21 protein-coding genes are annotated in these 24,487 nt (G+C 57.0%); 12 read left to right on the forward strand and 9 right to left on the reverse strand.

The window, feature by feature from the left end; translation table 11 throughout:
• Positions 1–35: 35 nt before the first annotated feature.
• Complete coding sequence (locus IEI95_RS21625; RefSeq protein WP_194416996.1) at positions 36–1,241, reverse strand: ROK family transcriptional regulator; 1,206 nt, start codon at positions 1,239–1,241, stop codon at positions 36–38.
• 398 nt (positions 1,242–1,639) lie between these two features.
• On the opposite strand from IEI95_RS21625, the gene xylF reads away from it, so the two are divergent.
• The 3 genes from xylF to IEI95_RS21640 all read left to right on the forward strand — a co-directional run bounded on the left by xylF (position 1,640) and on the right by IEI95_RS21640 (position 5,133).
• On the forward strand, positions 1,640–2,680 hold the full coding sequence (xylF, locus tag IEI95_RS21630) for a D-xylose ABC transporter substrate-binding protein (protein WP_156533941.1): 1,041 nt from the start codon (positions 1,640–1,642) through the stop codon (positions 2,678–2,680).
• Positions 2,681–3,016: 336 nt separating this feature from the next.
• On the forward strand, positions 3,017–4,330 hold the full coding sequence (locus IEI95_RS21635) for a sugar ABC transporter permease (RefSeq protein WP_194416997.1): 1,314 nt from the start codon (positions 3,017–3,019) through the stop codon (positions 4,328–4,330).
• Positions 4,331–4,347: 17 nt separating this feature from the next.
• The gene (locus IEI95_RS21640) at positions 4,348–5,133 is read left to right on the forward strand and encodes an ATP-binding cassette domain-containing protein (protein ID WP_071202787.1); all 786 of its coding nucleotides are present in this window, start codon (positions 4,348–4,350) and stop codon (positions 5,131–5,133) included.
• Positions 5,134–5,142: 9 nt separating this feature from the next.
• Here the strand turns inward: IEI95_RS21640 and IEI95_RS21645 are convergent, their stop codons facing one another.
• Entirely contained in the window at positions 5,143–6,015 is an 873-nt protein-coding gene (locus IEI95_RS21645) for an undecaprenyl-diphosphate phosphatase (protein ID WP_194416998.1), read from the reverse strand.
• Between the two features lie 342 nt (positions 6,016–6,357).
• On the opposite strand from IEI95_RS21645, the gene IEI95_RS21650 reads away from it, so the two are divergent.
• Positions 6,358–8,172, forward strand: a complete 1,815-nt coding sequence (locus IEI95_RS21650) for a HAMP domain-containing methyl-accepting chemotaxis protein (protein ID WP_194416999.1) — start codon at positions 6,358–6,360, stop codon at positions 8,170–8,172.
• Positions 8,173–8,196: 24 nt separating this feature from the next.
• Here IEI95_RS21650 and IEI95_RS21655 read toward each other — a convergent pair whose 3' ends face one another.
• The 5 genes from IEI95_RS21655 to IEI95_RS21670 all read right to left on the reverse strand — a co-directional run bounded on the left by IEI95_RS21655 (position 8,197) and on the right by IEI95_RS21670 (position 13,951).
• The gene (locus IEI95_RS21655) at positions 8,197–9,111 is read right to left on the reverse strand and encodes an AEC family transporter (protein ID WP_234934249.1); all 915 of its coding nucleotides are present in this window, start codon (positions 9,109–9,111) and stop codon (positions 8,197–8,199) included.
• A gap of 17 nt (positions 9,112–9,128) precedes the next feature.
• Entirely contained in the window at positions 9,129–9,470 is a 342-nt protein-coding gene (locus IEI95_RS29175; protein WP_337926570.1) for a pyruvate kinase alpha/beta domain-containing protein, read from the reverse strand.
• Positions 9,353–10,531, reverse strand: coding sequence for a pyruvate kinase (pyk, locus tag IEI95_RS21660; RefSeq protein ID WP_204166270.1), 1,179 nt, complete (start codon positions 10,529–10,531; stop codon positions 9,353–9,355). Before pyk ends, IEI95_RS29175 begins: the two co-directional genes overlap by 118 nt.
• Positions 10,532–10,564: 33 nt before the next feature.
• Positions 10,565–11,842, reverse strand: coding sequence for a cation:proton antiporter (locus IEI95_RS21665; protein WP_194417001.1), 1,278 nt, complete (start codon positions 11,840–11,842; stop codon positions 10,565–10,567).
• A gap of 537 nt (positions 11,843–12,379) precedes the next feature.
• The gene (locus IEI95_RS21670; protein ID WP_194417002.1) at positions 12,380–13,951 is read right to left on the reverse strand and encodes a helicase HerA-like C-terminal domain-containing protein; all 1,572 of its coding nucleotides are present in this window, start codon (positions 13,949–13,951) and stop codon (positions 12,380–12,382) included.
• Positions 13,952–14,240: 289 nt separating this feature from the next.
• Between IEI95_RS21670 and IEI95_RS21675 the strand changes: the two genes are divergently transcribed.
• The 4 genes from IEI95_RS21675 (at position 14,241) to pyrE (ending at position 20,140) form a co-directional block, all read left to right on the forward strand.
• Entirely contained in the window at positions 14,241–14,630 is a 390-nt protein-coding gene (locus tag IEI95_RS21675; protein ID WP_156533957.1) for a hypothetical protein, read from the forward strand.
• 226 nt (positions 14,631–14,856) lie between these two features.
• Entirely contained in the window at positions 14,857–17,043 is a 2,187-nt protein-coding gene (locus tag IEI95_RS21680) for a methyl-accepting chemotaxis protein (RefSeq protein ID WP_194417003.1), read from the forward strand.
• Positions 17,044–17,287: 244 nt separating this feature from the next.
• The gene (locus IEI95_RS21685; protein WP_234891050.1) at positions 17,288–19,438 is read left to right on the forward strand and encodes a methyl-accepting chemotaxis protein; all 2,151 of its coding nucleotides are present in this window, start codon (positions 17,288–17,290) and stop codon (positions 19,436–19,438) included.
• A gap of 165 nt (positions 19,439–19,603) precedes the next feature.
• A complete protein-coding gene (gene pyrE / locus IEI95_RS21690; RefSeq protein ID WP_156533963.1) occupies positions 19,604–20,140 on the forward strand; it encodes an orotate phosphoribosyltransferase in 537 nt (178 codons plus the stop codon).
• Positions 20,141–20,170: 30 nt separating this feature from the next.
• Here pyrE and IEI95_RS21695 read toward each other — a convergent pair whose 3' ends face one another.
• Positions 20,171–20,899 (reverse strand): class I SAM-dependent methyltransferase, encoded by a 729-nt coding sequence (locus IEI95_RS21695; RefSeq protein ID WP_156533965.1) that lies wholly within the window; start codon positions 20,897–20,899, stop codon positions 20,171–20,173.
• 194 nt (positions 20,900–21,093) lie between these two features.
• Here IEI95_RS21695 and IEI95_RS21700 point away from each other — a divergent pair, with 194 nt between their 5' ends.
• The 4 genes from IEI95_RS21700 to IEI95_RS21715 all read left to right on the forward strand — a co-directional run bounded on the left by IEI95_RS21700 (position 21,094) and on the right by IEI95_RS21715 (position 23,708).
• Positions 21,094–21,681, forward strand: coding sequence for an ATP-binding protein (locus IEI95_RS21700; RefSeq protein WP_156533966.1), 588 nt, complete (start codon positions 21,094–21,096; stop codon positions 21,679–21,681).
• 282 nt (positions 21,682–21,963) lie between these two features.
• On the forward strand, positions 21,964–22,698 hold the full coding sequence (locus IEI95_RS21705) for a helix-turn-helix transcriptional regulator (RefSeq protein ID WP_156533969.1): 735 nt from the start codon (positions 21,964–21,966) through the stop codon (positions 22,696–22,698).
• 105 nt (positions 22,699–22,803) lie between these two features.
• A complete protein-coding gene (locus IEI95_RS21710) occupies positions 22,804–23,466 on the forward strand; it encodes an acyl-homoserine-lactone synthase (RefSeq protein ID WP_156533971.1) in 663 nt (220 codons plus the stop codon).
• A 32-nt stretch (positions 23,467–23,498) separates the two neighbouring features.
• A complete protein-coding gene (locus tag IEI95_RS21715) occupies positions 23,499–23,708 on the forward strand; it encodes a hypothetical protein (RefSeq protein WP_156533973.1) in 210 nt (69 codons plus the stop codon).
• Positions 23,709–23,966: 258 nt separating this feature from the next.
• Here the strand turns inward: IEI95_RS21715 and IEI95_RS21720 are convergent, their stop codons facing one another.
• A complete protein-coding gene (locus IEI95_RS21720) occupies positions 23,967–24,359 on the reverse strand; it encodes a response regulator (RefSeq protein ID WP_156533974.1) in 393 nt (130 codons plus the stop codon).
• Between the last annotated feature and the right edge of the window lie 128 nt (positions 24,360–24,487).

Here is a 24,487-nt window from a genome sequence, read left to right on the forward strand (position 1 = left end):
GATGGTTCGCATGACTGAACCGCAAAACGGTTGCGTCATCCCCCACTCCCAAACAACCGCTCATCAATCGCCCGCAGCGCATGATCCACATGCCCTTCCTGCACCAGATCGGCCTCGTCGCCAACAAGGCTGATCGGCGGGGCGCCGTCGAGGCGGACTTGCAGGGATTGGGTAAGGCCCTCCTCTAGCCCCTGCGCCAGCAGGTCATAATAGCGCGTGCCGGGGCCAGTGATGATGACGGGGAGCGTTTCGTGGAGGCTGAAGACCCGTGACAGGCCTTGGCCAAGCGCCAGCCCCGCCTGGCGGAAGGCATATTGGGCCATGCGATTGCCCTGGCGGGCCGAGAGCGCGATCTTGTCCATTTCGGTGATTGGCACGAATTTGGCGGGAATGGTATCGGGCCGCACTTCGAACGCCATGCGCAGAATGCCATAGAATCCGGCGGAAGCCTCGATACAGCCGCGCGCGCCGCAGCGGCACAATTTGCTGTCGGCGGTATTGAGCATATGGCCGAAATTCGGGGCGCTGACCGCCACCGTGCCATCCGGCATCGGCCTTGCAATACCAAGGCCGATGCTGTGGCCGAGCGACAGCGCGATCAGACCGCGAAACGTGCCATCCTGGGCATCCATGCGGCGGCTGAGACCGTGAGCCACCAGCAGGGTCTCGTTGCTGAGCAGAGCCATGGCCTTTTCGAAATCACCAAGGCCCGCCTTGAGGTCAAGCGGTTGCTGGCCGAATACTGGTGTCCAGAGCAGTCTTGCGCCGCCCGCATCGACAATGCCTTTGGAACTGACAGAGAGAACGGCGACCTTTTCCGGCTCCAGTTTCGAGCGGCTGGCCAGACGGGCAAGGTTGCGGCCTAGCCCTTCGATAAAGCCTGCCGCAGACACATCAAGCGGGCGCTGCTCCTCGAAACGGTCCATCAGCTTGCCGCGAAAATCCGACAGGGTGTAATTCAGCCGGTCGGAGGAAATCCTGACCGACATCACATAGGCGAAATCCCGGCGGCGCGACAGGGCGACACGCGGTCTGCCCCGTGCGCCAGCAATCTGCTGCTCATGCCGCTCGATCACACCGGCCTGTTCCAGCTCACTGGTAATGGCGGTCACGGTTGCCGAGGCAAGACCGGTCACGGCGGCGATCTGGGTATGGGACATGGCCTGCTCCACCCGCAAGGCGGCGAGAACCAGGGCCGAATTCTGGCGGCGGATCTGTTCGGTGCTGGATTTCATCAGCATCGATGCGCCGACCTGTTCCTGTTTTCTGTCATCTCTGCCTGAACCACATGCCCTCCCAAAGCATCTGTTTCACTGCAACGCCCACATCCTTCTGGGTCATCCTGAACCAGCAGGGTCTGATTTTTCTATGCCCCATTTGTCATTTTGGGAAAAGCGCTGTTCCTTTCCCTCTGGGCAAACTCACAGGTGTTGCAGGTCCCGCCCCATGCACCCGTTTATGCTCACAACAGGCGTATTGACAGGGTGAATTTCTTCTGCCAGTTATTTTCTCGACTGTCGAGAAAAACAATCGTCTGGCTTGAAAGAGCCTGATGATTGGGGAACAGAGGCAGTTTTCTGGCAGCGTGGCGGCGGACGAGGAGGTCTGCCCGCGCTGCCTTCACCTGGGGAGGTTTACAATGAAATCCGTTTTGAAACTGATGGCAGTGGCTGCCGTCATGACGTCTGCCTATGGTCCTGTTCATGCCAAGGATCTGGTGGTTGGCGTGTCCTGGTCCAACTTCCAGGAAGAGCGCTGGAAGACCGATGAGGCCGCCATCAAGGAAGCGCTGAAGGCGCATGGCGCCAAGTATATTTCCGCCGACGCCCAGACATCCGCCGCCAAGCAGTTGACCGATATCGAAAGCCTGATCGCGCAAGGCGCCAACGCACTGATCGTGCTGGCCCAGGATTCGAGCGCCATTGGCCCGGCCATCGAAAAGGCTGCGGCGGAAGGCATTCCTGTCATCGGCTACGACCGTTTGATCGAGAACCCCAACACCTATTACATCACCTTCGACAACAAGGAAGTCGGCCGCTTGCAGGCCAAGGAAGTGATGAAGGTCAAGCCCACAGGCAATTACGTGTTCATCAAGGGTGGCTCGACCGACCCGAACGCCGATTTCGTGTTCTCCGGCCAGATGGAAGTGCTGAAAGACGCCATGGCCAGCGGCAAGATCAAGAATGTTGGCGAAGCCTATACCGATGGCTGGAAGCCGGAAATTGCCCAGAAAAACATGGAGCAGTTTTTGACCGCCAACAACAACAAGGTCGATGCGGTCGTCTCTTCCAATGACGGCATGGCGGGCGGCGTTGTCGCCGCGCTCGAAGCACAGGGGCTTGCCGGTTCCGTGCCGGTTTCCGGTCAGGATGGCGACAAGGCAGCGTTGAACCGCGTCGCACTTGGCACCCAGACCGTCTCCGTCTGGAAAGACAGCCGCATGCTGGGCAAGAAGGCCGGTGATGTGGCCGTGGCGTTGGCTGGTGGCAAGAAGATGAGCGAAATCCCCGGCACCGCCAAGTTCAAGGGCGGCACCAAGGGTGTGGAAATGGAATCGCAATTCCTGATGCCGCAGGCCATCACCAAGGACAATCTCAACGTCGTTCTGGATGCCAAGTGGATCACCAAGAGCGAGTTGTGCCAGGGCGTGAAAGCCGGAGCTGTGGCGGTCTGCAAGTAAGGGCGGTTTGGGGGGCCACAGCAGCGGAAACATGCGCTGCGGTGTGTGGTTTACCCCCCTCTGCCCTGCCGGGCATCTCCCCCTCAAGGGGGGAGATCAGCAAGCGGTTTATCCCTCGCTCTTAATTCATGATCGCGCATCTAAGCGCGTAACGTGTCAAACGAGATGGGCGCTCATCCCCATCCAATCTCCCCCCTTGAGGGGGAGATGGCTGGCAAGCCAGAGGGGGGGCCGCGGGCTGCGCCCGTCAAAAGCACCCTATCCCGCGCCACGACAGTTCGCCATCAAGCGTGCATCTGACGCAGATCTTTAAGATCATAAAGGAGTACCCGATCCATGGTGGATCACACAATCGGCGCAGCATCCAGCAGTGCGCGTCCGTCAACGATCAGTCCCTGGCGGCGGTTTTTGAATGCCACCGAAATCGACACCCGGTTGATGGGCATGGTGGTCGCGCTGCTGCTCATCTGGTTCGGCTTTCATATTCTGTCGGATGGACTGTTTCTGACGCCGCGCAACCTGTGGAACCTGTCGGTTCAGGCCGCGTCGGTCTCGGTCATGGCCACGGGCATGGTGCTGGTTATCGTTACCCGTAATATCGATCTGTCCGTCGGATCGATCCTTGGCTTTGTCGGCATGATGATGGCCGTCACCCAAACCAAGTTTCTGCCGCAGCTGCTCGGCTACGACCATCCGCTGATGTGGGTTTTGGCACTGTCGCTCGGCATTGTCATCGGCGCTGCCATCGGGGCGTTTCAGGGCGCGATCATCGCCTTTCTCAACGTGCCGTCCTTCATCGTCACGCTGGGCGGTCTGCTGGTCTGGCGCGGCTGCGCCTGGATGGTGACGAGCGGCGCGACGGTCGCGCCGATGGATACCCGTTTTCGCCTGATGGGCGGCGGCGCGGATGGCTCGATCGGGGCCACCGCCAGCTGGCTGGTGGGGGTCATCGCCTGCGTGTTCATCGTGTTGTCCATCCTGCATTCTCGCCGTCAGCGCAAGCGGTTTGGCTTTCCGCTGAAGCCGATCTGGGCCGAATCTTTCATAGGGCTGATCGGCTGCGGTGCGGTGCTTGGCTCCGTCAGCGTGCTCAACAGCTATTACATGCCCGTCAATCTGGCCCGCAAATATGCCGAGGCCAACAATATCGCCTGGCCGGACAGCGGGCTGGACATTTCGCTGGGTATTGCCATTCCGGTGTTGATCGCGCTTGGCATTGCCATGGTCATGAACTTCATCACCAACCGCACAAGGTTTGGCCGCTATGTGTTTGCCATTGGCGGCAATCCGGAAGCTGCCGTGCTGGCGGGCATCAAGACCCGCTGGGTAACAGTGCGGATCTTTGCGTTGATGGGCGCACTTTGCGCCATTGCCGCAGCGATTTCCACCGCCCGTCTCAATGCCGCCACCAATGCGCAGGGCACACTGGACGAGCTTTACACCATTGCCGCAGCCGTGATTGGCGGCACATCGCTGGCCGGTGGTGCCGGCACCATTGCCGGCGCAGTGCTGGGGGCCATCGTCATGCAATCGCTGAATTCGGGCATGGTGCTGCTGGGCATGGATACGCCGCTGCAAAGCATCGTCATCGGCATGGTGCTGGTCGTCGCGGTCTGGCTGGATACGGTTTACCGCGCCCGTACCCGATAAAAAGCAGGAGAAACGTTATGACACAACAGAACACGCCTCTTGTGGAAATGAAGAATATCTCCATCTCCTTCGGCGGTATTCATGCCGTCGATGATGCCTCGGTGGATCTTCATGCAGGCGAGGTCGTTGCCCTGCTCGGCCATAACGGCGCGGGCAAATCGACGCTGATCAAAATCCTGTCAGGCGCTTATAAACGCGATACCGGCGAGATCCTGATCAATGGCCAGCCTGCCGACATCAACAATCCCCGTGATGCCAAGCGCCATGGCATCGAGACCATCTACCAGACACTGGCCGTCGCCGACAATGTCGATGCCGCCGCCAATCTCTATCTGGGACGCGAGCTGCGGACCCCCTGGGGCACGCTGGATGATGTGGCCATGGAGGCCAAGGCGCGTGAGGTGATGGGGCGGCTCAATCCGAATTTCCAGCGCTTCAAGGAGCCGGTGAAAGCCTTGTCAGGCGGCCAGCGGCAATCGGTGGCCATAGCCCGCGCCATCCTGTTCGATGCCCGCATCCTGATCATGGATGAGCCGACCGCAGCGCTTGGTCCTCAGGAAACCGCCCAGGTGGGCGAGCTGATCCTGCAACTGAAAAAGGAAGGCATCGGCATTTTCCTGATCAGCCACGACATTCACGATGTCTTCGATCTCGCCGACCGGGTGTTTGTGATGAAGAACGGCAAAGTGGTCGGCCATGCCCGCACACAGGATGTCACTAAGGATGAAGTGCTGGGCATGATCATCATGGGCAAGGTGCCGCCGGGTGCCGTGCCTGGCCCCGGGGCGATGCAGGTGGTTTGAGACCCAGGTTTACGAAGCCATGCCGGAGGCGGCAGCCGCCAGCAGGACCACGCCCAGAATGATCCGGTAGATCACGAAGGGCCAGGTAGAGAAGCGTTCCAGGAAGCGCATCAGGCCCCAGATGGCGATGAGCGAGGAGATGCCGCCCGCCACCAGGCCGACACCGAGCAGCGCCCAACCATGGCTGTCCAGCGCCAGCTTGTGCAATTCCCAGACCTCCTTGAGACCGGCCAGAAGAATGGCCGGCAGGCCGAGCAGGAAGGAAAAGCGCGCTGCTTCCTCCCGCTTGAAGCCCAACGCCAGAGCCGCCGTCATCGTCGCGCCGGAGCGCGACACGCCGGGGATCAGCGCGCCGACCTGGGCGATGCCGACCAGAAGAATATCCAGCGGACGAATGCTGGGCAGGTCGCGGCGATGTTTGGCCAGAAGCTCCGTGGCGGCCAGCAGCCCGCCCATGACCAGACAGGCCAGCCCCACGGCCCATAGGCTGCGCAGCGGTGAACCGCAGCTGTTCAGCGTATGCGACAACGCCAGCCCGGCGACGATAATCGGCAGCGTGGCGATCAGAATCCACAAGACCAGCTGGAAATCGAAATTCTCAAAGTCGCGGCGTTTCACGGCGCTGATCGAACCGTTGGCCAGGCCGTAAATGTCGCGCCAGAAATAGCTGATCACACCAACCAGCGCGGCCATCTGCATGGCGGCGGAAAAGGCGGCACCGGGATCGGGCCAGCCCAGCAGCGCCGGTACCACCCGCATATGGGCCGAGGAAGACACCGGCACCAGTTCCGTCACTCCCTGCACCACGCCTAGAAACGCGGTCTGGATAAAACTCAGATCGACAAAACCCGTTGCCGAACCCACCACGCATGCATCCGCCATCTTGTACCCTTTACCTTACCCGCTCATCGCTCGTTCTGGCATCAAACGCCAGGTGTTTTGAAACCTCGACCATGGCATAAGCAAGACAGTATATTGCCGGATCGTGACAGAATACCAAAAACAGTACAGCAAGTACGCGATTTGCGATGGCGCTAATCTCCCAAGACGAGCGCGCACATCTCCGTCTCCTTTTGCGGGAAAATCAAAATGTTGGATGTGGTTTCATGACATTATTCAACATTATTAATGTTTAAACCTATTTGCCATTAAACTGAGGATTAGCAACATCATAATGGTAACCCTGCAAGAAAGCGGGCCGTGCGGCTCCGGAGATTTTTAAAAATGCGCATCTCTCTTGGCCAACTTCTCATATCCCTGTTCGCAGTCATTCTTCTGGTCGTGGTCGGCCAGGGCATTTATGCGGTGACGTCGCTGAACACCATATCGGTTGGGACCAATCAGATCGTCGATAAGCGGGTTCCCTCCTTCATCCTTATGGGGCAGATCAATGCTGATCTGGGCGATATCCGCGTTGCGCAGAGCAATTATCGCAGTGCCGCCACACCGGAGCAACGCGCCGTCTTTCTGGGATCGCTGAACAATGCCTATACCGCACTTGAGCAGGCTAGAAAGCAGTATGAGCCGCTGATCGTCGACAAAGAAGACCAGGCGCTTTACGACACCTTCTCCAAGGATTGGGCCAAGGCCGAGCAATTGTGGCAGAAGGTCAAGACATTGACGGACAGCGGCAATGCGGATGAGGCAAAACAGCTGTTTCTGGGAGACTCCCTGGCGACCTATGCCAAGGCCGGTGACGATATCCAGGCCGCTGTTGACGATCTGGCCAGCAACGTTAAAGACGAGGGCGCCTCCAACGCTGAGCAAATTTCCCTGGCCACGACCGTGACCTATATCGCTCTTGCCTTAGCGTTCAGCATCGGCATCGGTGCGGCACTGATCAGCAGCCTGCGGGTCGTGCGCCCCTTGAAGCATATGACGGACAATATGCGGACCTTGTCTTCCGGCGATACCAGCGGCAGCGTGCCTTACATGAGCCGCAAGGACGAAATCGGCGCGATGGCCGCAGCCCTTCAGGTGTTCAAAGACGGAATATTGCGCAATCGCGCCCTGGAAGCCGAAGCCGCCAGCGCCAGCGAAAAGGCCGAATCCGAAAAGCTGCGCCTTCAGCAGGACGCCGAAGCCGCAGCGCAGAAGAAATTGCTGGAAGCAACCTCCGGTCTTGCATCTGGCCTCAAGCGCCTGGCCGCCGGTGACCTCGGCTTTGAACTGAAAGAACCGTTTGCCCCGGAATTCGACGCTCTGCGCCTCGACCTGAATACCGCCGTCGCCCAATTGGGCAGCACGATTTCCACCGTTGCCACCTCTGCCAACGCTATCAGCGACGGCTCACGCGAAGTCAGCCAGAGTGCGGACGACCTTTCCAAGCGCACGGAACAGCAAGCCGCATCGCTGGAAGAAACAGCTGCCGCTCTCGACCAGATCACGGTCAATGTCAGCAATTCCTCAAAGCGCGTTGAAGAGGCGCGTGGTGTGGCGAAAGAAGCCAATAGCAGCGCGGTGCATTCCGGCAAGGTGGTTGGCGAAGCCATCAGCGCCATGCAGCGTATCGAGCATTCCTCCAACCAGATCTCCAATATCATCACCGTGATTGACGAGATTGCCTTCCAGACCAATCTTCTCGCCCTGAATGCCGGTGTCGAAGCCGCCCGTGCGGGCGAAGCGGGCCGTGGCTTTGCGGTGGTCGCCACAGAAGTGCGCGAATTGGCGCAACGCTCGGCCAAGGCCGCGCGCGAAATCAAGGAACTGATCAACAAATCCACGCAGGAAGTGGAAAACGGCGTTCGTCAGGTGCAGGAAACCGGCGACGTTCTGAAAGCCATCGAGCATCACGTCACGACAATCAACGGCCTGATGGACGCCATCGCCACCTCCTCGCGTGAACAATCGGTCGGCCTGTCGGAGGTCAACACCGCCGTCAACCAGATGGATCAGGTCACCCAACAGAATGCCGCCATGGTAGAAGAAACCAGCGCCGCCAGCGCCAACCTTGCGCAGGAAAGCGTGCGTTTGCAACAACTGGTCTCGGACTTCACACTCCCCAATACCACCAGCAATCAGAGACGCCGGGCGGCGTAAGCGTTTTCACTTCCTGGAAATGCACTAAACCAAAGCGGCCAGCACCAAAGGTATCGTCACAGCTGCTATTGCTGTCTGGATGCTGATGATGCTGGCCGCCATCCGATAATCTCCTCCGAACAGCCGGGCCATGATATAGGTGGAAGGCGTACACGGAAGCGAATTAAACAGGATGATCGTTGCCAGAGATGTGCCAGTCAGGCCAAGCGACTTACCGATCCCATAGGTGGCAACCGGCAGTACAGCGAGCTTGATGGCCGAAGACAGCCAAATCATGCCACGCGAGGCGCGAACAGCGGCAAAATCTATTCCGGCCCCGACGCTTAACAGTCCGAGCGGCAGGGAAGCGCTTCCCAAAATTTTGAGAATGGCTGTCACGAAATCCGGCATTGGTATGCTGGCAAGATTGACCACGCCACCAATCACCACGGATAAAATGACGGGATTGGTAACAATGGTTTTCACCATATGCCTTTTGCCGACAGGGCCGTTACCCCCATGGATCATCAGAATGAAGATCGATCCGACATTCAGCACCGGAATGGTGATGGCGATGGCCACAGCCGTCACCATCAAACCTGGCTGACCATAGAGGGCGGTCGCGGCGGCAACGGCAACATAGGTGTTGGGGCGTAAAGCCCCTTGCAGAACGGAGGAAAAAACAGGCCCCGGTCTCGGAAACAGCACTTGCAACAGAAAGACGATACTGCCGCCCAGCACAATGCCTCCCAAAAGAGCGATTGTGACCAGGGATAGAGAAATACCGGCAAGGTCAGCCGTCACGATCTGGCTGAACATCAAGGCTGGAAAGAGATAGAAGTAGTTCAACCGCTCGCACGGCATCCAGAATTCGGACGCCAAAAGAGTGCGGCGATGGAGAATGAACCCCATCAAAATCAAGGTGAAGATGGGGATCAAGGCCGTGAGTATTGTCAGCACGCGCACAAACTCCGGCATCAATTCGGCTGCAAGGCGGGATGGTTTGCTCCACCGACACGCAGGGTTTGGAAACTGTTGAAATAGTCGCGGTCATCACCCTGGTTTGCCCCGACGATCAGCACAACGTCTTCGGGACTCAGCAATGTGCCGTCATTGACCTCTTTCAAATCGTGCAGCGCAGAAGACGGCACCTGCCAGTCAACCTTGGAAAGGTGAATACCGGAGACACCAGGCACCAGGTTCAGCGCCCTTGCCACCCAAGGGTCATCATGGACGGCAATGACCTGCTGCTGAACGGACGCCGACGCGACCAGGCCCACAGCGTAGCCGCTGCGCGAAACGACGACGATCTTGTCCACCGGCAGAGTGGAGATGAGGGCCTTTCAGCGCGTGCGATCTCATGTTTGGGGCCATCTTGGGGCGCTGACGTGGAGATATAGGTCTGGGAAATGGCTGCGATATTCCTTAACCGCCCGACGGCCTCGACCGGATAGCGCCCGACTGCCGTTTCGCCTGATAGCATCAACAGGCTAGCACCATCGATGACGGCGTTGGTGATATCTCCGATTTCCGCCTTTGTCGGATAGGGGTTATCGATCATCGAATGCAGCAATTCCGTCGCGACAATCACAGGCTTGCCATGCGCATTTGCTGTTGTGATAATCCGCTTCTGAAACACGGAAACGCTATCGACATTGGTTTCCACGGAAAGGTCGCCGCGGTCGATCATGATAACGTCAGCAGCGCCGACAATGTCCTCCAGGTTATCAAGACCACCCTGATTCTCGACCTTGGCGACGATGCGAGGTGCCCGACCGCCGATCAGCCCACGGATGGCATCGACATGTTCGGCGCTTTCCACAAAGCTGATCCCGAGATAATCGACCCTGTTGTCTCTGGCGAAATCGACCATCGTGCGGTCGTTTGATGTAATGAGTTCCCGTCCGAGAGAGACCTCAGGCACGTTAATGCCCTTCCGGCTCCGCAATGTACCATCGCCACCGGCACGCACATGAATGTCTCTCCCGTCAATCCTCTCAACCTGGAAGGACAATGTTCCGTCGTCAGCATAGAGCCGAATGCCGGGAGCCAGTTGCTCATGCAGGCCATCGAAATTCACCGGTACTTTTTCAGTACCGTCATGGCTGATATCTGTCGTCAGGATCAGGATCTCGCCTTCCTTGAAGCTTGGCTCGTGGGCGAGCTGGATCGTTCTGATCTTGCGCCCCGGAATGTCGAGCAAGACCGGAACACCGGGAACGGCTTTACGGATCAGGCGAATGGTTTGCCTGTGCCAATCAAGATTGCCATGAGAGCCATTCAGCCGTGCAACGGTCATTCCGGCCTCTCTCAGTGCTTGCAGAGTGGTGAAATTGGCCGAGACCGGACCAATGGTTGCAATAATACCTATAGACGCCATGAGAGGTCTCCGAATGAAGCGGTTATGTGAAATTTAAAGGGTTCCTTCCAGCGCGGCATCGCCAACGGTGGAGGTCTTTGCGTAGTCAGCCCGGTAGCGGAGAACAAGCTCTGTCACGGGTGCAGTGATAATCGACGCGACAACGAATGCCGAGAAGGCGTTTACATTGATGAGGTTCATCGAATAGGCGACGGTGGCGAGCACGAGCCCCGGACCGCCGCGCGTGTTGAACACGACCCCATTGAGGAAGGACTGCCGGGCATTTTTCGACATCAGGAAATGGGTGACGGTAACGGAAGTTATCTTCAGTGCGGATGACCAGAGCAGGAAGACGGCAATATCGTAGATCGATATAGCATTATCGAAAACCAGGCCTCGCCCAACAAGGATGAAATACGCTGGAATGAAAACCCAATGCGCCAGCTTTGCGAGGAACGGCATGCTGCGCTCGGCGATAGACTTTGCTCTCCCCAGACACAATCCTGCAATCAGCATCCCCAGCAAGAGACCTGCACCCAAGGAGGCAGACGTCAGAGCGGCGGCCAGGGAGACGGCGACGATGAAAGCAATGCCGATTTGCCCGCTCTCATGCCGTTGCGCCCATGTGTCATAGAGTTTGACAAGGGAGAAGGTTACCAGAAACAGAGCGCCAGCCGCAGTCAACGTCATGACCAAGCTTGTCAAAACCGGCAGAAGGTCGAATTGTGATTGCGTTCGCAGCACGTCGGAAATGGGAAATACCGCCCAAATCAGAATATCCAGCAAACAGGCCGACAAGAGGACCGTCGATGAAAAGGTGGTCCCGATCATTTTGAGATCGATGAAGATTTTCGTCAAAAAGGGTACAGACGTAACGATGACCGCCAAAGCAAGCACAAGGATCGTTGCTCTTTCCTCACCGACCGTTTGAGACGGAAACGTCAGTCCCGGCGCAATGCGCAAAACGATGTGGGACGTCGAGAGCGCCAGAAGAAGGGCCGCGAACGTACCCGCCATGTAGGAGGTCAAAGATTTGAGATCGACTTGCTTTTCCGCACTCCGGATATTCGAGAAGGACGTAACAATCAAAAAACCGAGAGCGACGTTACTGAGGGCATAAATCTCACCAATCCGCGCACCTACCCGATGAAGCTCAAACCAACCTTCAACATTGAGGGAATATGGCCCAAGAAAAATACCGAATATAATATATAATATAATTTTTGGTATTTTTGTATTAAATAATTTTGCATTGAAAAATATAAACGCAAAAAATGACATAATCAAAATCAAAGAACAATATATAATTGATTCAACGTTCGTAATATACATGGATCTTCCTATATTAAATAAAAAGAACCCCTTATATATGAATCTACGCGGGCCATTTTATTTTCATGACCTATCTTTTCGTAGTCAATTATCTTGATGGATCTTCAATTGTGACAGTTTCATGACAAAATATATCGATATTGTTCATTAAAAATGAAGCTGTTTCATGCTAAAATTTCCACCCGAAACAGGCAATAATTCCACCAAATAGCGATTGATTGACTTAATTTTCTACAATAGATTGCATTAGATAATGTTCATCAACACACACACCCTGGTTAGAGACCGGTGGCTTATTCATCGGGCGATGAAAATCCTGTCATTTGGAGCGAAACCAACGATATCGATCGTTCAGGACAAACTCTGTCTTTTTGTGACTGCATAATTTTCTCCAGCGAACCTCTGTGCGCCATATCTGGCGAACGGCGCTGTCGTATATCGCCGATTGCCGAAACCGGTTCCGTTTTCCTGGGAAGCTGTCCCTGCCAGCCAGCCTCCCCCTGACACCCAATGACACCCTCCTTTGGCGAGCATACCCTACCGCTTCAAACTCCCCAAAATCCCCCGAACCAGCGCCCGGCCGAGCTGGTTGGCGACTTGGCTGGCGAGTGAGCGGGCGGCGCTTTTCATTGCTGCCTCGATCACCGTTTGGCGTTGGCGGCCGGGGGGTGCGGTGCGGTCAGGCGCTTGGCGGGTGGTGGTGGTTTTTTGCTCTGGTGCTTCATCGCCAAAGCCCGGCAGTTTCCAGCGGCTGGCGGCGCTGCTGTCCTCGGCGCTATCATCGGCTCCGCTGTGGCCTGCGGCTTTTTCGGCCCGTTCCGCCAGGATTTCGAAGGCCGAGTGCCGGTCGATGGTGCGGTCATAGAGGTTCGCCATGGGGCTGGCGCCGATGATTGTCGCCCGTTCGCTTTCGGTCAGCGGGCCGATGCGGGCGGAGGGCGGGCGGATCAGGGTGCGCTCGACCATCGAAGGCACGCCTTTGCCCTGAAGGGTCGAGACCAGCGCTTCACCGGTGCCGAGTGCCGTAATCGCCTCTTCGCAGGAAAAGGCCGGATTGGGCCGGAAGGTTTCGGCGGCGGTCTTCACCGCCTTCTGTTCGCGGGGCGTATAGGCCCGCAATGCGTGCTGCACCCGGTTGCCCAATTGCGCCAGAATGGTTTCCGGCACATCCAGCGGATTTTGCGTGACAAAATAAACGCCGACGCCTTTGGAGCGGATCAGCCGCACCACTTGCTCGACCCGCTCGACGAGAACGCTTGGCGCATCGCGAAACAGCAGATGCGCCTCATCGAAGAAGAACACCAGTTTGGGCTGGGCGAGATCGCCAACCTCAGGCAGTTCCTCGAACAGTTCCGAAAGCAACCAGAGCAGGAACGTGGCATAAAGCCGTGGGTTCATCATCAGCCGGTCGGCGGCCAGCACCGAAATCGTCCCTCGCCCATCCGGCGCGACCCGCATAATATCCTGGATAGACAGCGCCGGTTCACCAAAGAACTGGTCCGCGCCCTGGCTTTCCAGCAGCAGCAGCGCCCGTTGCAGCGAGCCGACCGAGGACTTCGACACCAGCCCGAATTGGCCCGATAGTTCACTGGAATTTTCCGCCATATAGGTCAGCAGCGCCTGCAAATCCTTGAGATCCAGCAGCGCCAGCCCGCCCTTATCGGCGATTTTGAAGGCAATGTTCAGCACGCCCTCCTGGGCTTCCGAGGCCTCCATCAGCCGGGCCAGCAGAAGCGGTCCCATTTCGGCGATGGTGGTGCGGACCCTATGGCCTTTTTCGCCGTAGAGATCCCAGAAGGTGACCGGAAATTCCGCGAAGGGATAGGGCGAAAGCCCGATCTCCTCAGCGCGCTTGATCAGGAAATCCTTGGCCTCCCCCGGCGCGGCGATGCCCGACAGATCACCTTTGATGTCGGCGCAGAACACCGGAACACCGGCACTGGCGAACCCTTCGGCCAGGATTTGCAGCGTCACGGTCTTGCCGGTGCCGGTGGCGCCGGTGATGAGGCCGTGGCGGTTGGCAAGTTTCAGATCCAGATATTCCGGTGCGTTAAACGCATCATCCGGCTTGCGGCTGGCCCCGAGAAACAATTTTCCATCTTCAAGCATCGCGTCACATCCCCTCGACACGCTCCCACAAAGCCATCCCGGCGCATGTTATCAAACACATAAGCGCTGCATGGTCTTGTCCTTCAATCGGTTTCGACTGAAGGACGTGTACAATCGCCGAATGCCCCTTCGGTCATGCACTTGTTGTTCTTAGCAGAATATGGAACATCCTCAACTCCGTCAGCGGTTTCACACGGCTTTGAGCAGATTGAAGGCGCTTGCCGCTTGAGTTTGCGGCCTGAGTAAATTACGTTGACGTGAACGTCAAAAAACCTTTGAGGAGCATCCCATGAGCGAATTGGTCACCCGCATTTCCGACAATGTCGGCATCGCCCCGGACACGGCGGAAAAGGCGCTTGGCATGATGCTGGGCTTTTTGCAGCGCGAAGCCGATGACGGCGCGGTTGCCCGGATGATCGAAGCCATGCCCGGTGCGCCGGAACTGGTGGCTATGCACAACGGCGAAGGCAAAACCGGCGGCCTGCTGGGCGGCCTGATGAGCGCCATCGGCGGCGGCGGCATCATGGGTCTCGGTCAGCAATTGATGAGCCTTGGGCTTGGCATGGGCGAAATTTCGGCCCTTGCCAAGGAAACCATGGCCATTGCCCGCGAACATGCCGGTGACGAAGTCGTGGACAAGGTCGTGGCATCCGTACCGGGTCTTAGCCAGTTCGTCTAAGACGGACCAGTCAGACTCTCCTTTCAAATATTTCAAACCTTGCAAATATCTCAAGCACCTGATGCATTTGAGATATTTGCAATGCGTTGAAGGTTAGACGCAGGTATGCTTGCCATCCATGATGGCATTTCGGCAGGCTATTCGGATTTGAATACCGAATATTAGCATTTATTTAGAAAATCAAAGATACGGTTCCGTAGGCCTTACAACCAGTCGGAGTCATTTGATGAAAATGCCAGTGCAATCGGTTTCAGCAAAGCTTCTGCTGGCAGCAGGGGTCGTGATAACGATCTCTCTGGGCGGCTTCTCGATTGTCGGCATATTTGCCACCAAAACGCAACTGAGCGACAATATTGTCGCCGTGGCGACGCAAAAGGCCGAGCTTGCCTCCAGGCAGGTAACGGCAGATATTACCAATGTGGTTTCCTCTGCGACCAGCGTCGCGGCCAGCCTGTCGGGACTGATTGAAAACGGCGCCGGCAGCCGCGCCGATGTCATCGCCGCGCTGAAAAACATTCCACCACAATATCCAAGCATGTTTGGCGCATGGATGACCGAATTGCCTGATGTCCCGGCGGACCTTAAACTGCAGGGCGCTGAGGGCACCAACAAACAAGGTCTGTTCACGGCCTATTGGACCAAGGACGATAGCGGCAAGCTGGGATTTTCCACCTGGGACATCAAAACCACCGATCAATGGTATGCCGAACCTCTGGCAACCGGCAAGAGCTTGATTACCCAGCCTTATATCTCGACCACCGGTCAGTTGCTGACATCGATATCCTTGCCGGTAAGGGTGAATGGCAAGATTGTCGGTCTGGCGGGCGTCGATATCAAGCTGGACGATCTCGCCGCGACAATCAGCGCTTTGCGGCCCTTCGAGGATGGCCGCATCATGCTGCTGGCCGATAACGGCAAATGGCTCGTTAATACCGACAAGTCCCTGATGATGAAGGACTATGCCGATACCGGGGCCGCCGAGGTCAAGGCGGCGCTTGCCGATGGCAAGACGCGTATCATCCATGGCCTGCCGGATGGCGCGACACGGATTGTCTTTCCCTTTACAAGCCCCGGCATGAACAAGATCTGGGCCACGGTGCTGGACATTCCGGAAAAGACCTTCACAGGCCCGATCAAGGAACAGATCATCGCCATATCCTCCAGTTGTCTGATCATGCTGACGATCGGTCTTTGCCTGATTTACTTTGTCTCGACGCTGATCGTACGCCGCCCATTGGCAAATGTGGTGGCAGGTGTGCGTGTGATGGCCGGTGGCGATTACAATAAACCGATTGCCGGAACGGAGCGTCACGACGAATTTGGCACCTTGGCGACAGCGCTCGACCAGTTCCGCCGCGAACTCTCCAATGGCCTGCGCGTGCAGCAGGAGCAGGATTCCCTGCGCAAAAGCGTGGAACAGGACCGGGAACGCCAGAGCGCGCTGGAAAAGGCCAAAGCCGAAGATTTGCTGCAATTTGTCCAGCAGGTCCAGGCTGGCTTCAATGCCCTGGCTGCAGGCGATCTGACCGTGCGCATGCAGGACAATGTCGCACCGGAATTCGAATCCATCCGCCAGAATTTCAACACCTCGGTGGCAAGCCTTGAAGAAGCGATCGGCGCCGTTGTTCACGCAATCGGCACGATCCGGTCTGGTCTTGGCGAAATCTCGGCCGCCTCCAACGATCTGGCCCGGCGCACCGAACAGCAGGCCGCATCGCTGGAAGAAACCATTGCAGCACTCGGCGATGTGTCACGCGCCATCGACGGCACAGCCGACGGGGCTGGCCGGGCGCAGACCGTCGTCACCGCCACCCGCGACAATGCCGCCAAGGGCGGAGACATTGTCTCCCGCGCCATAGAGGCGATGACCGCCATCCAGGGCTCATCCGAAAAGATCGGCAATATCATCGGCGTCATCGACGAAATTGCCTTCCAGACCAATCTTCTGGCCCTGAATGCCGGGGTAGAAGCGGCCCGCGCCGGGGAATCCGGCAAGGGTTTTGCCGTGGTGGCGCAGGAAGTGCGCGAACTCGCCCAGCGCTCCGCCAATGCGGCCCGCGAAATCAAGGCGCTGATCTCCACCTCCAGCGCCCAGGTTGAAACCGGGGTCCATCTCGTCAGCGCCTCGGGGACCTCGTTGCAACAGATTGTCGACCAGGTCGCCAATATGAGTTCGACAATCACAGACATTGCCAATTCGGCCCGCGAACAGGCTACATCGCTGCGCGAAGTGACGAATGCGGGCGATGTCATGGACAAGGTCACCCAGCAGAATGCCGCCATGGTGGAAGAAACCACCGCCGCAGCCCAGAACCTTGCCCAGGAAACCGAAAACCTTGCTCATATGGTCCGGCGTTTCCGGACCAACGGCACCAATTCCGACCAGTCGCCGCGCTACGCCAGGGCGTCGTAAGATTGGAATAGGGTATTCGTCCCTAAGGTAAGCAAATAGATGCCGCCGGATGACTCGGCGGCATTTCGCTTTCACGGTTTCGCGAGTGGAATAATTTTTTCACAAAAAAGGTGGGTGCGGTGCAGCAATGCAGGTCCGGCCTTAGACTTTCGTTAGAATCTCTATGCAACCTTAGCCTAAATTCGGCAAACCGAGGGGGTTGGTTGCGATGAGTATGCAGGTAAGGACTGTTTCAGGAAAACTTATGCTGGCGGCAGGCGCCGCGATGGCGGCGCTGATTGCGTCCTATACGGCATTTAGCGGCTGGGAAACCAGCAAGCGTGTCAATGATCAGGTGGTGGCACTCGCCTCCGAAAAGGCGGCCTCGGTCGCCAATCAGGTAGCCGTGCAGATCACTGATGTCGTCTCCGCCGGAACCAGTGTGGCGGGCAGCCTGTCCGGCCTGATCGAAAACGGCTCACGCAACCGCACCGACGTGATTGCGCTGTTGAAGGGCGTTCCGACCCATTACAAAACCATGTTCGGCGCCTGGATGACCGAAGTGCCGGAAGCCCCGCAGGAGCTGAAACTGCAAGGCACCGAGGGCAGCAACAAGGTCGGGATTTTTGCGGCCTACTGGACCAAGGATGATAGCGGTAACCTGGAATTCTCCACCTGGGTCACGACCACCACCGATCAGTGGTATGCTGAGCCTCTGACCACAGGCAAAGGGCTTATTACCCAGCCCTATATCTCCACCACCGGTAAGCTTCTAACCTCGGTTTCGACCCCCGTCGTCGTCAAGGGCAAGATCATCGGTCTTGCTGGCGTTGACGTCCAACTGGGCGATCTTTCTGCCTCGATCAGCGCCATGACACCGTTTGACGGCGGCCGGGTGATGCTGGTGGCCGATAACGGTAACTGGCTGGTGCATCCCGACAAGGACACGCTGATGAAGCCGTACGGCGACACGGGTGCCTCCGATGTCAAGGCCGCCCTTGCCGATGGCAGGATGCGCATCATTCACGGCCTGCCGGATGGGGCGACGCGGCTGGTCTTTCCTTTCACGGCGCCGGGCATGAACAAGACCTGGGCCGCCGTTCTCGATGTTCCCGCCAAAACCTTTTCCGAACCGGTCGTCGCGCAGGTGACCTCCACTGCCATCAGCGGGTTGATCCTGCTGGTCATTGCTCTGGTGATGATCTACGGCGTTTCCATCCTGATCGTACGCCGCCCGCTGGGCGACGTGGTGGAAGCCGTGCGCCGCATGGGTGGTGGTGATTACCAGACGGACGTGACCGGCAAGACCCGCAGCGACGAATTCGGCATGCTGGCCTCGGCCCTCGACAGCTTCCGCCTTGATCTCGCCAATGGCCGGTCCGTGCAGTCGGAACAGGAAAAGCTCAGGGCCAGCGTCGAAAGCGACCGCGAGCGCCAGACGGCGCTGGAACTGGCCAAGGCGGAAGATCTGCGCCATTTCGTACAGCAGGTCCAGGCGGGCTTCGACGCGCTGGCCGCAGGCGATCTGACCGTGCGGATGAACACCCATGTTGCACCGGAATTCGAGGCGATCCGCCAGAATTTCAACACCTCGGTCGCAGCGCTTGAAGACGCGATGGGCTCGGTGGTTTCCACCGTCAGCACGATCCGTTCCGGCCTTGGCGAAATCTCCGCCGCCTCCAACGATCTGGCACGCCGTACCGAACAGCAGGCCGCCTCGCTGGAAGAAACCATTGCCGCACTGGGCGATGTGTCGCGCGGCGTCAACGGCACCGCCGAAGGCGCAGGCCGCGCCCAACATGCCGTTACCGCCGCCCGTGACAATGCCGCCAAGGGTGGCGACATCGTCGCCCGGGCCGTGGAAGCGATGACGGCCATCCAGGGCTCATCGGAAAAGATCGGCAACATTATCGGCGTCATCGATGAGATCGCCTTCCAGACCAATCTTCTGGCCCTGAACGCCGGTGTGGAAGCTGCCCGCGCTGGTGAAGCCGGTAAGGGCTTTGCGGTGGTTGCCCAGGAAGTGCGCGAACTCGCCCAGCGTTCGGCCAATGCCGCCAAGGAGATCAAGGCACTGATTTCCACCTCCAGTGCGCAAGTCGAGACCGGCGTCGGCCTCGTCACCGCATCCGGCACATCGCTGAAGGAAATCGTTGAGCAGGTGGTCGAGATGAGCACCACCATCACCGACATCGCCAACGCCGCCCGTGAACAGGCGACCTCGCTGCGCGAAGTCACCGCCGCTGGCGACCAGATGGACAAGGTCACCCAACAGAACGCCGCCATGGTGGAACAAACCACCGCAGCGGCCCAGAGCCTCACCCAGGAAACCGAACACCTCGCCCAGATGGTCCAGCGCTTCCGCACCAATGCCGGAAGCTATGGCCAGCAGCAACGCTATGCGATGGCGTCTTGAGGTGAGGAATGATGTAGGGGGGTGGCTGCGCTGCCCCCTGCCCTCTTTGCGTCACGCACGATATTGAAGTGATAAAGGGCGCGCAAATCTCTCAACTTGCGCTTGTTGCATGCGCATAATCGGTGTAGCCATCCGGCATTTGCGACAGGTTCAGAGAGGCCGAAAATGACCGGAAATGCGCCCTCCCCATTGGCGGAACTCGCCAGACAAATAGCAGCCACGGCGACCCTTGAGGGCGAATTCGTGTTGCGCTCCGGCCAGGTCTCCAACCGTTACTTCGATAAATATCGCTTCGAGGGAAACCCGGTTCTCTTGAGAGAACTGGCAAAGGCCATGGCTTCCCTGCTTCCACCGACGACCGAAATCCTTGCTGGTCTGGAACTCGGCGGCATTCCGCTTGTCACCGCAATTTCTTTGGAAACAGGACTTCCCGCCGCCTTTATCCGGAAGGAGGCAAAAGCCTATGGCACCTGTCGCGCCATAGAGGGACAGGACGTCAGAGGCCGCCGGATCACCTTCATAGAGGACGTGATCACCACAGGCGGCGCCGTCGCCGACGCGCATCGATTGGCCTTGGCAGAGCAAGCAGACATTCTTGCCGTCGTTTGCGCAATCTGGCGGGGGAACGGCAGTCCTCATATCACAAACGCGCCCGACCTTCCGGTATTGCCGGTTTTCACCGCCGCTGATCTGGAGAAGTGATCCAGGACCTTGGACCGGTCAAGGCCCGATTCAGGGCCCGACGAAGATTGAGGCGTTGAAATCGCTCAAGATTACTTCGCCCGAGGCCACCGGGTTGCTGTCATAAAACCGCTCGATTGCGGCATCGTCCATCATCACCAGAATATACTCCTGGATGATCTGGTAGTAGCGATCCCGCAGCACGGTCGAATCCGGATCAAGATTGGTGACGCAGACGGTGCCGGTCGGCTGGGTATCGACGAGGGTGATGTGCAGGTCTGGCCGGTAGGTCTTGAGGATCGGGATGATTTTCCAGACATCGCCGGTCCAGGACGGGGCATTGTCGCGGTCACGCCGGCCAGCCAGATTATAGACGCGCTCGGTCATTTCCGCGTTGATCGGCAGGCAATCGTCCAGCAGGATCACCGTGTCACGGTGGGCGATCCGCTCGCTGTTGATGAAGTCGCGCAGCAGATATTCAAACTGGTGCAGGCCATCGAGGAAAATCACGTCCGGCGACCGGCCCAGGATCACGCGCGGATCGTGATCGCGGAAAAATACGTCGCTGGTCATGCTGTAGAGATGAACCGCATTCTTGTTGGCGAGTATGTCGTAGCGGGTCTTGAACTCCGGATCGACGCCGATGGCCTCGCATCCGACCCCTGACAGCGTGCCGCCATCCCGGACACCGACTTCGAGATAGCCGCGCGCCTGTTTCTTGCCAGCAATCGCGGCAATGAAGTCACGGTAAACAGGGCCTTGATGATTGCGTCTGAACATGTTTTCAATTTCCTTACCTGGATATGGCCCGATCCAGGCCAAGACTGACCCTCTCCGCTTTGCGGTCATGGAGGAGCCAATAAATTGCACAACCTGATGTGCCAGTTCTGGCTTGTATGAAACTGAACCGAAGCAGCAGCCAGGCGATGTTTCAAAACAATCACCGCCACATTGATGAACGAAGGGATGCACGCATGGGCCAGCGCAATATTCTGATCGAAGGCGTTTCAGGAACCGGCAAGACCTCCGTCGCTACCGAACTGCAACGGCGCGGCTACCACGTCATCCACGGTGATCGTGAACTGGCCTACCAGGGCGACCCGGAAACTGGCGAACCGCTGGATGCGTCCACACTGGCGCAGGGTCTTGCGGATGTAGCTTTCGGACACAGGCACCACCTGTGGAATATCGACAAGGTCAAAGCGCTGGTCAGCGATCAAAGCCACCCGATCTCCTTCTTCTGCGGCGGCTCCCGCAATTTCCACCGGTTTATCGAGCTTTTTGACGGGGTCTTCGTTCTCGACGTCGATCAGCACACACTGAAAAACCGTCTGGCCAGCAGACCCGAAGACGAGTTCGGCGGAAAACCAGCCGAACGGGAGCTGATCATGCGGTTGCATGCAACGTGGGAGGATATTCCCGAGAATGCGACGGTTATTGATGCGACGGTGCCGGTTGATGCGGTTGTCGAGCTGATTTTGCTGGGGTGTGGAGGTGATCACTCACCCCCTAAGGGAGAGTATGACGTCCTGCCGGATCACCAGTGGAAGAAATTGCCATGAAGACGCTTACCCAGAATAGGGCATTGGTGTGATTCTCAGTCCGTTCGGCGATCATGGCTCGAACGAGTGCTTCTGCCCCAGCCAAGTCACCATAGATTTTCAAGGCTTGGATGGCCTGGTCGATACTGGGCTGCTCTTCATTGAGAATTGTCAAAATCTTTCTGGACATGGCGCGAGGATAACACTTCGAAAAGCTTTCGTCATATCCCACAAATATGCGAGACAGCCCGCTCGCAATGAGCTTATAAGGACACTTTACCCCCTTGAATCGTGGGTTTACCGATGCGCATTGACCATGACCAAAGCCTTTTTGAAAAGACATTTAATCAGATCAAGTTAAGCCGAAACACCAGTCTCGCGGTATTGATCTTGCGTGACAACTATTCAGCCCTGGCCCATGTGACTTATCACCACGCCCATACCGTGCTGGGTAAGATGACTGTCGATGCACCATTCGTGAAGACAACCTATCCAGATGCCTGGATCGGACGTTACATCATCCAGGGTTACGCCGCTATAGACCCGGTGGTTCAGGAAGGAACCAAACGAATGTTGCCGTTCCGCTGGGCGGAGATTGAAGTCAAACCCGAGTCGTCCGCTCTTTTTACCGAATTCGAAGCCCACGGCCTCGGCGGCACCGGCTATTCCATTCCGATCATTGATCGTGCCGGTCGACGGGCACTGCTTTCGCTCAACTTTTCGCCGGATTTTACGGAATGGGAAGAATATGTGAATCTCTATCAGTCAGAATGGAGCGAACTAGCGCATCTCATCCACAAGCAAGCCATTGAAGAAATGTATGGCGATAAAGACCCAGCGCCACAAATAAGCCCACGAGAATTGGAAACACTCTATTGGGTCGGCCAAGGCAAAGAAGCTGCCGGGATCGCCGTCATTCTTGGCATTTCCGAGCATACCGTCCGGACTTACATGCGTTCAGCCAGGTCGAAATTGGATTGCGCGACCTTGGCTCAGGCCGTTGCGAAGGCAATGACCTTAAGGCTGATCAAGGGCTAGTCATACCACATATGTACTAGTCCTTTCGAGTTAACATGACCATGGGACTTATAATTTTAATCAATCGAGCGATGATCCTTCCAGTATCTCACGACGGAGGCTTCAATGTTCTTTTCTTTACAAGCTCACAATTACGATCATCATCAACCTCTCATGGAGCAAATGTTCAAACTCCGTAAACGTGTATTTCAAGACACGTTGAAATGGGATGTATGTTGCTCGCAAGACAAAGAATACGATATTTACGATACATACGGTCCTGCCTATGTTGTCTGGTGCAGTAAAGATGGGCAGCGCCTTTATGGTTCGATGCGCCTCATGCCGACCACCGGGCCGACCCTTCTCTATGATACGTTCCGCTCCACGTTCCCCAAGACTGTGAATTTGGTCGCTGCTGGGATTTGGGAAGGCACGCGACTGTGCATCGACGAAGATGTGCTGGCAAAAGACCATCCAGACCTACCTGTCGCCAGGGCCTTCGGTATTATGCTTCTTACCGTTTACGAATGCGCCTTGGCGCACGGCATCAAGGCAATCGTTGCAAATTACGAACCACGTCTAAAGAAAATCTATGATCGGGCAGGCGCCGATGTGCTGGAAATCGGCCGGGCCGATGGCTACGGAAAGTATCCCGTCTGCTGCGGAACATTCGAAATTAACCATCAGGGCCGTGAAAACATGCGCCATGCCTTGAAGGTTCATGAACCGCTCTTCTCACGCGACGTACCGAACCCGGAATTTACGCCTGCTTTCGCCGTTGCTGCCTGAGCGAAGAATATCGAATAATGCGGAGTTTTGCAATGAAACCGAATGATCCTGCAGATGTCGCTATTCTCAAAGCCAAAATTGCCGATCATGCCCTCATGATGAAACGGCTGATCAAGGAGGCAGCTGACGCGCGTACACAGGTTCACGAGGAACTGTATCTTATAGACCATCTGATCAACATGCTATTCCTGGCCAGTTCCGGAATAGAGGATGAATATCGGGGCATGTCGTTCGTTCTCTAGGTGTTTTAGTTTTAGTCTCTGCTTCCAAGGGGGCCGCGCCGGGTGCTCTGTATAGCGCACACGGGTTCGCTGTAGCGCTTGATATCCACTTCGTAATTTTCTCCTTAAATCGATGCCGATTTAAGGAAACATGCAGTAAATGGGAGTGCAGTGGGAGATCGGCTTATAGAGAGGCCAGTTCTTCCGCTGCCAGCCAGAGGCAGATGTCGTTCCGGACGTTATCGGGACTTCCTCTCGCCTTCATTTTCCTGCTAGGCCTCAGGTGATATGGGCGTGTGGATCCTCGCTCAAAAGCAGCTGTGCCATTGCCTCGGTAATGGTGAGTTCGTCGTAGGGCTTCGAGAAGAAGCGACTTCCGCCAGGCAGCATGCTCTCCTCGAGAATGGCAGCACCGGATGCGACGATCAGCTTCACCGGCGGCCATCGATCACGGATGTAGTGGGACAATTTGATACCGTCCATCGTCCCCGGCATCTGAACATCGGTGAACACAAGGTCAATGTCGTCTCGCGATTCGAGGATGCGGATTGCCTCGTCAGCGTCGCCAGCCTCCAACACGTCGTAGCCCGCCGATAGGACAAGATCGATGGCACCCATTCTTATCAATGGACTGTCTTCTACGACCATGATAACCGGTCTGCCGTTCTTCATTGTTCACTCGATCTATGAGGCTAGCCACAATGCCGCGGCCTTTAGAGTTTGTTTTCGGAAAAGTGGAAAGCAGTTTTCGAAAAAACCGATGCGAAAACAAAATTTTATGCGTCCTACAATGCCGTTTT

Source organism: Agrobacterium vitis (genome assembly GCF_014926405.1).
GTDB classification, from domain to species: domain Bacteria; phylum Pseudomonadota; class Alphaproteobacteria; order Rhizobiales; family Rhizobiaceae; genus Allorhizobium; species Allorhizobium vitis_H.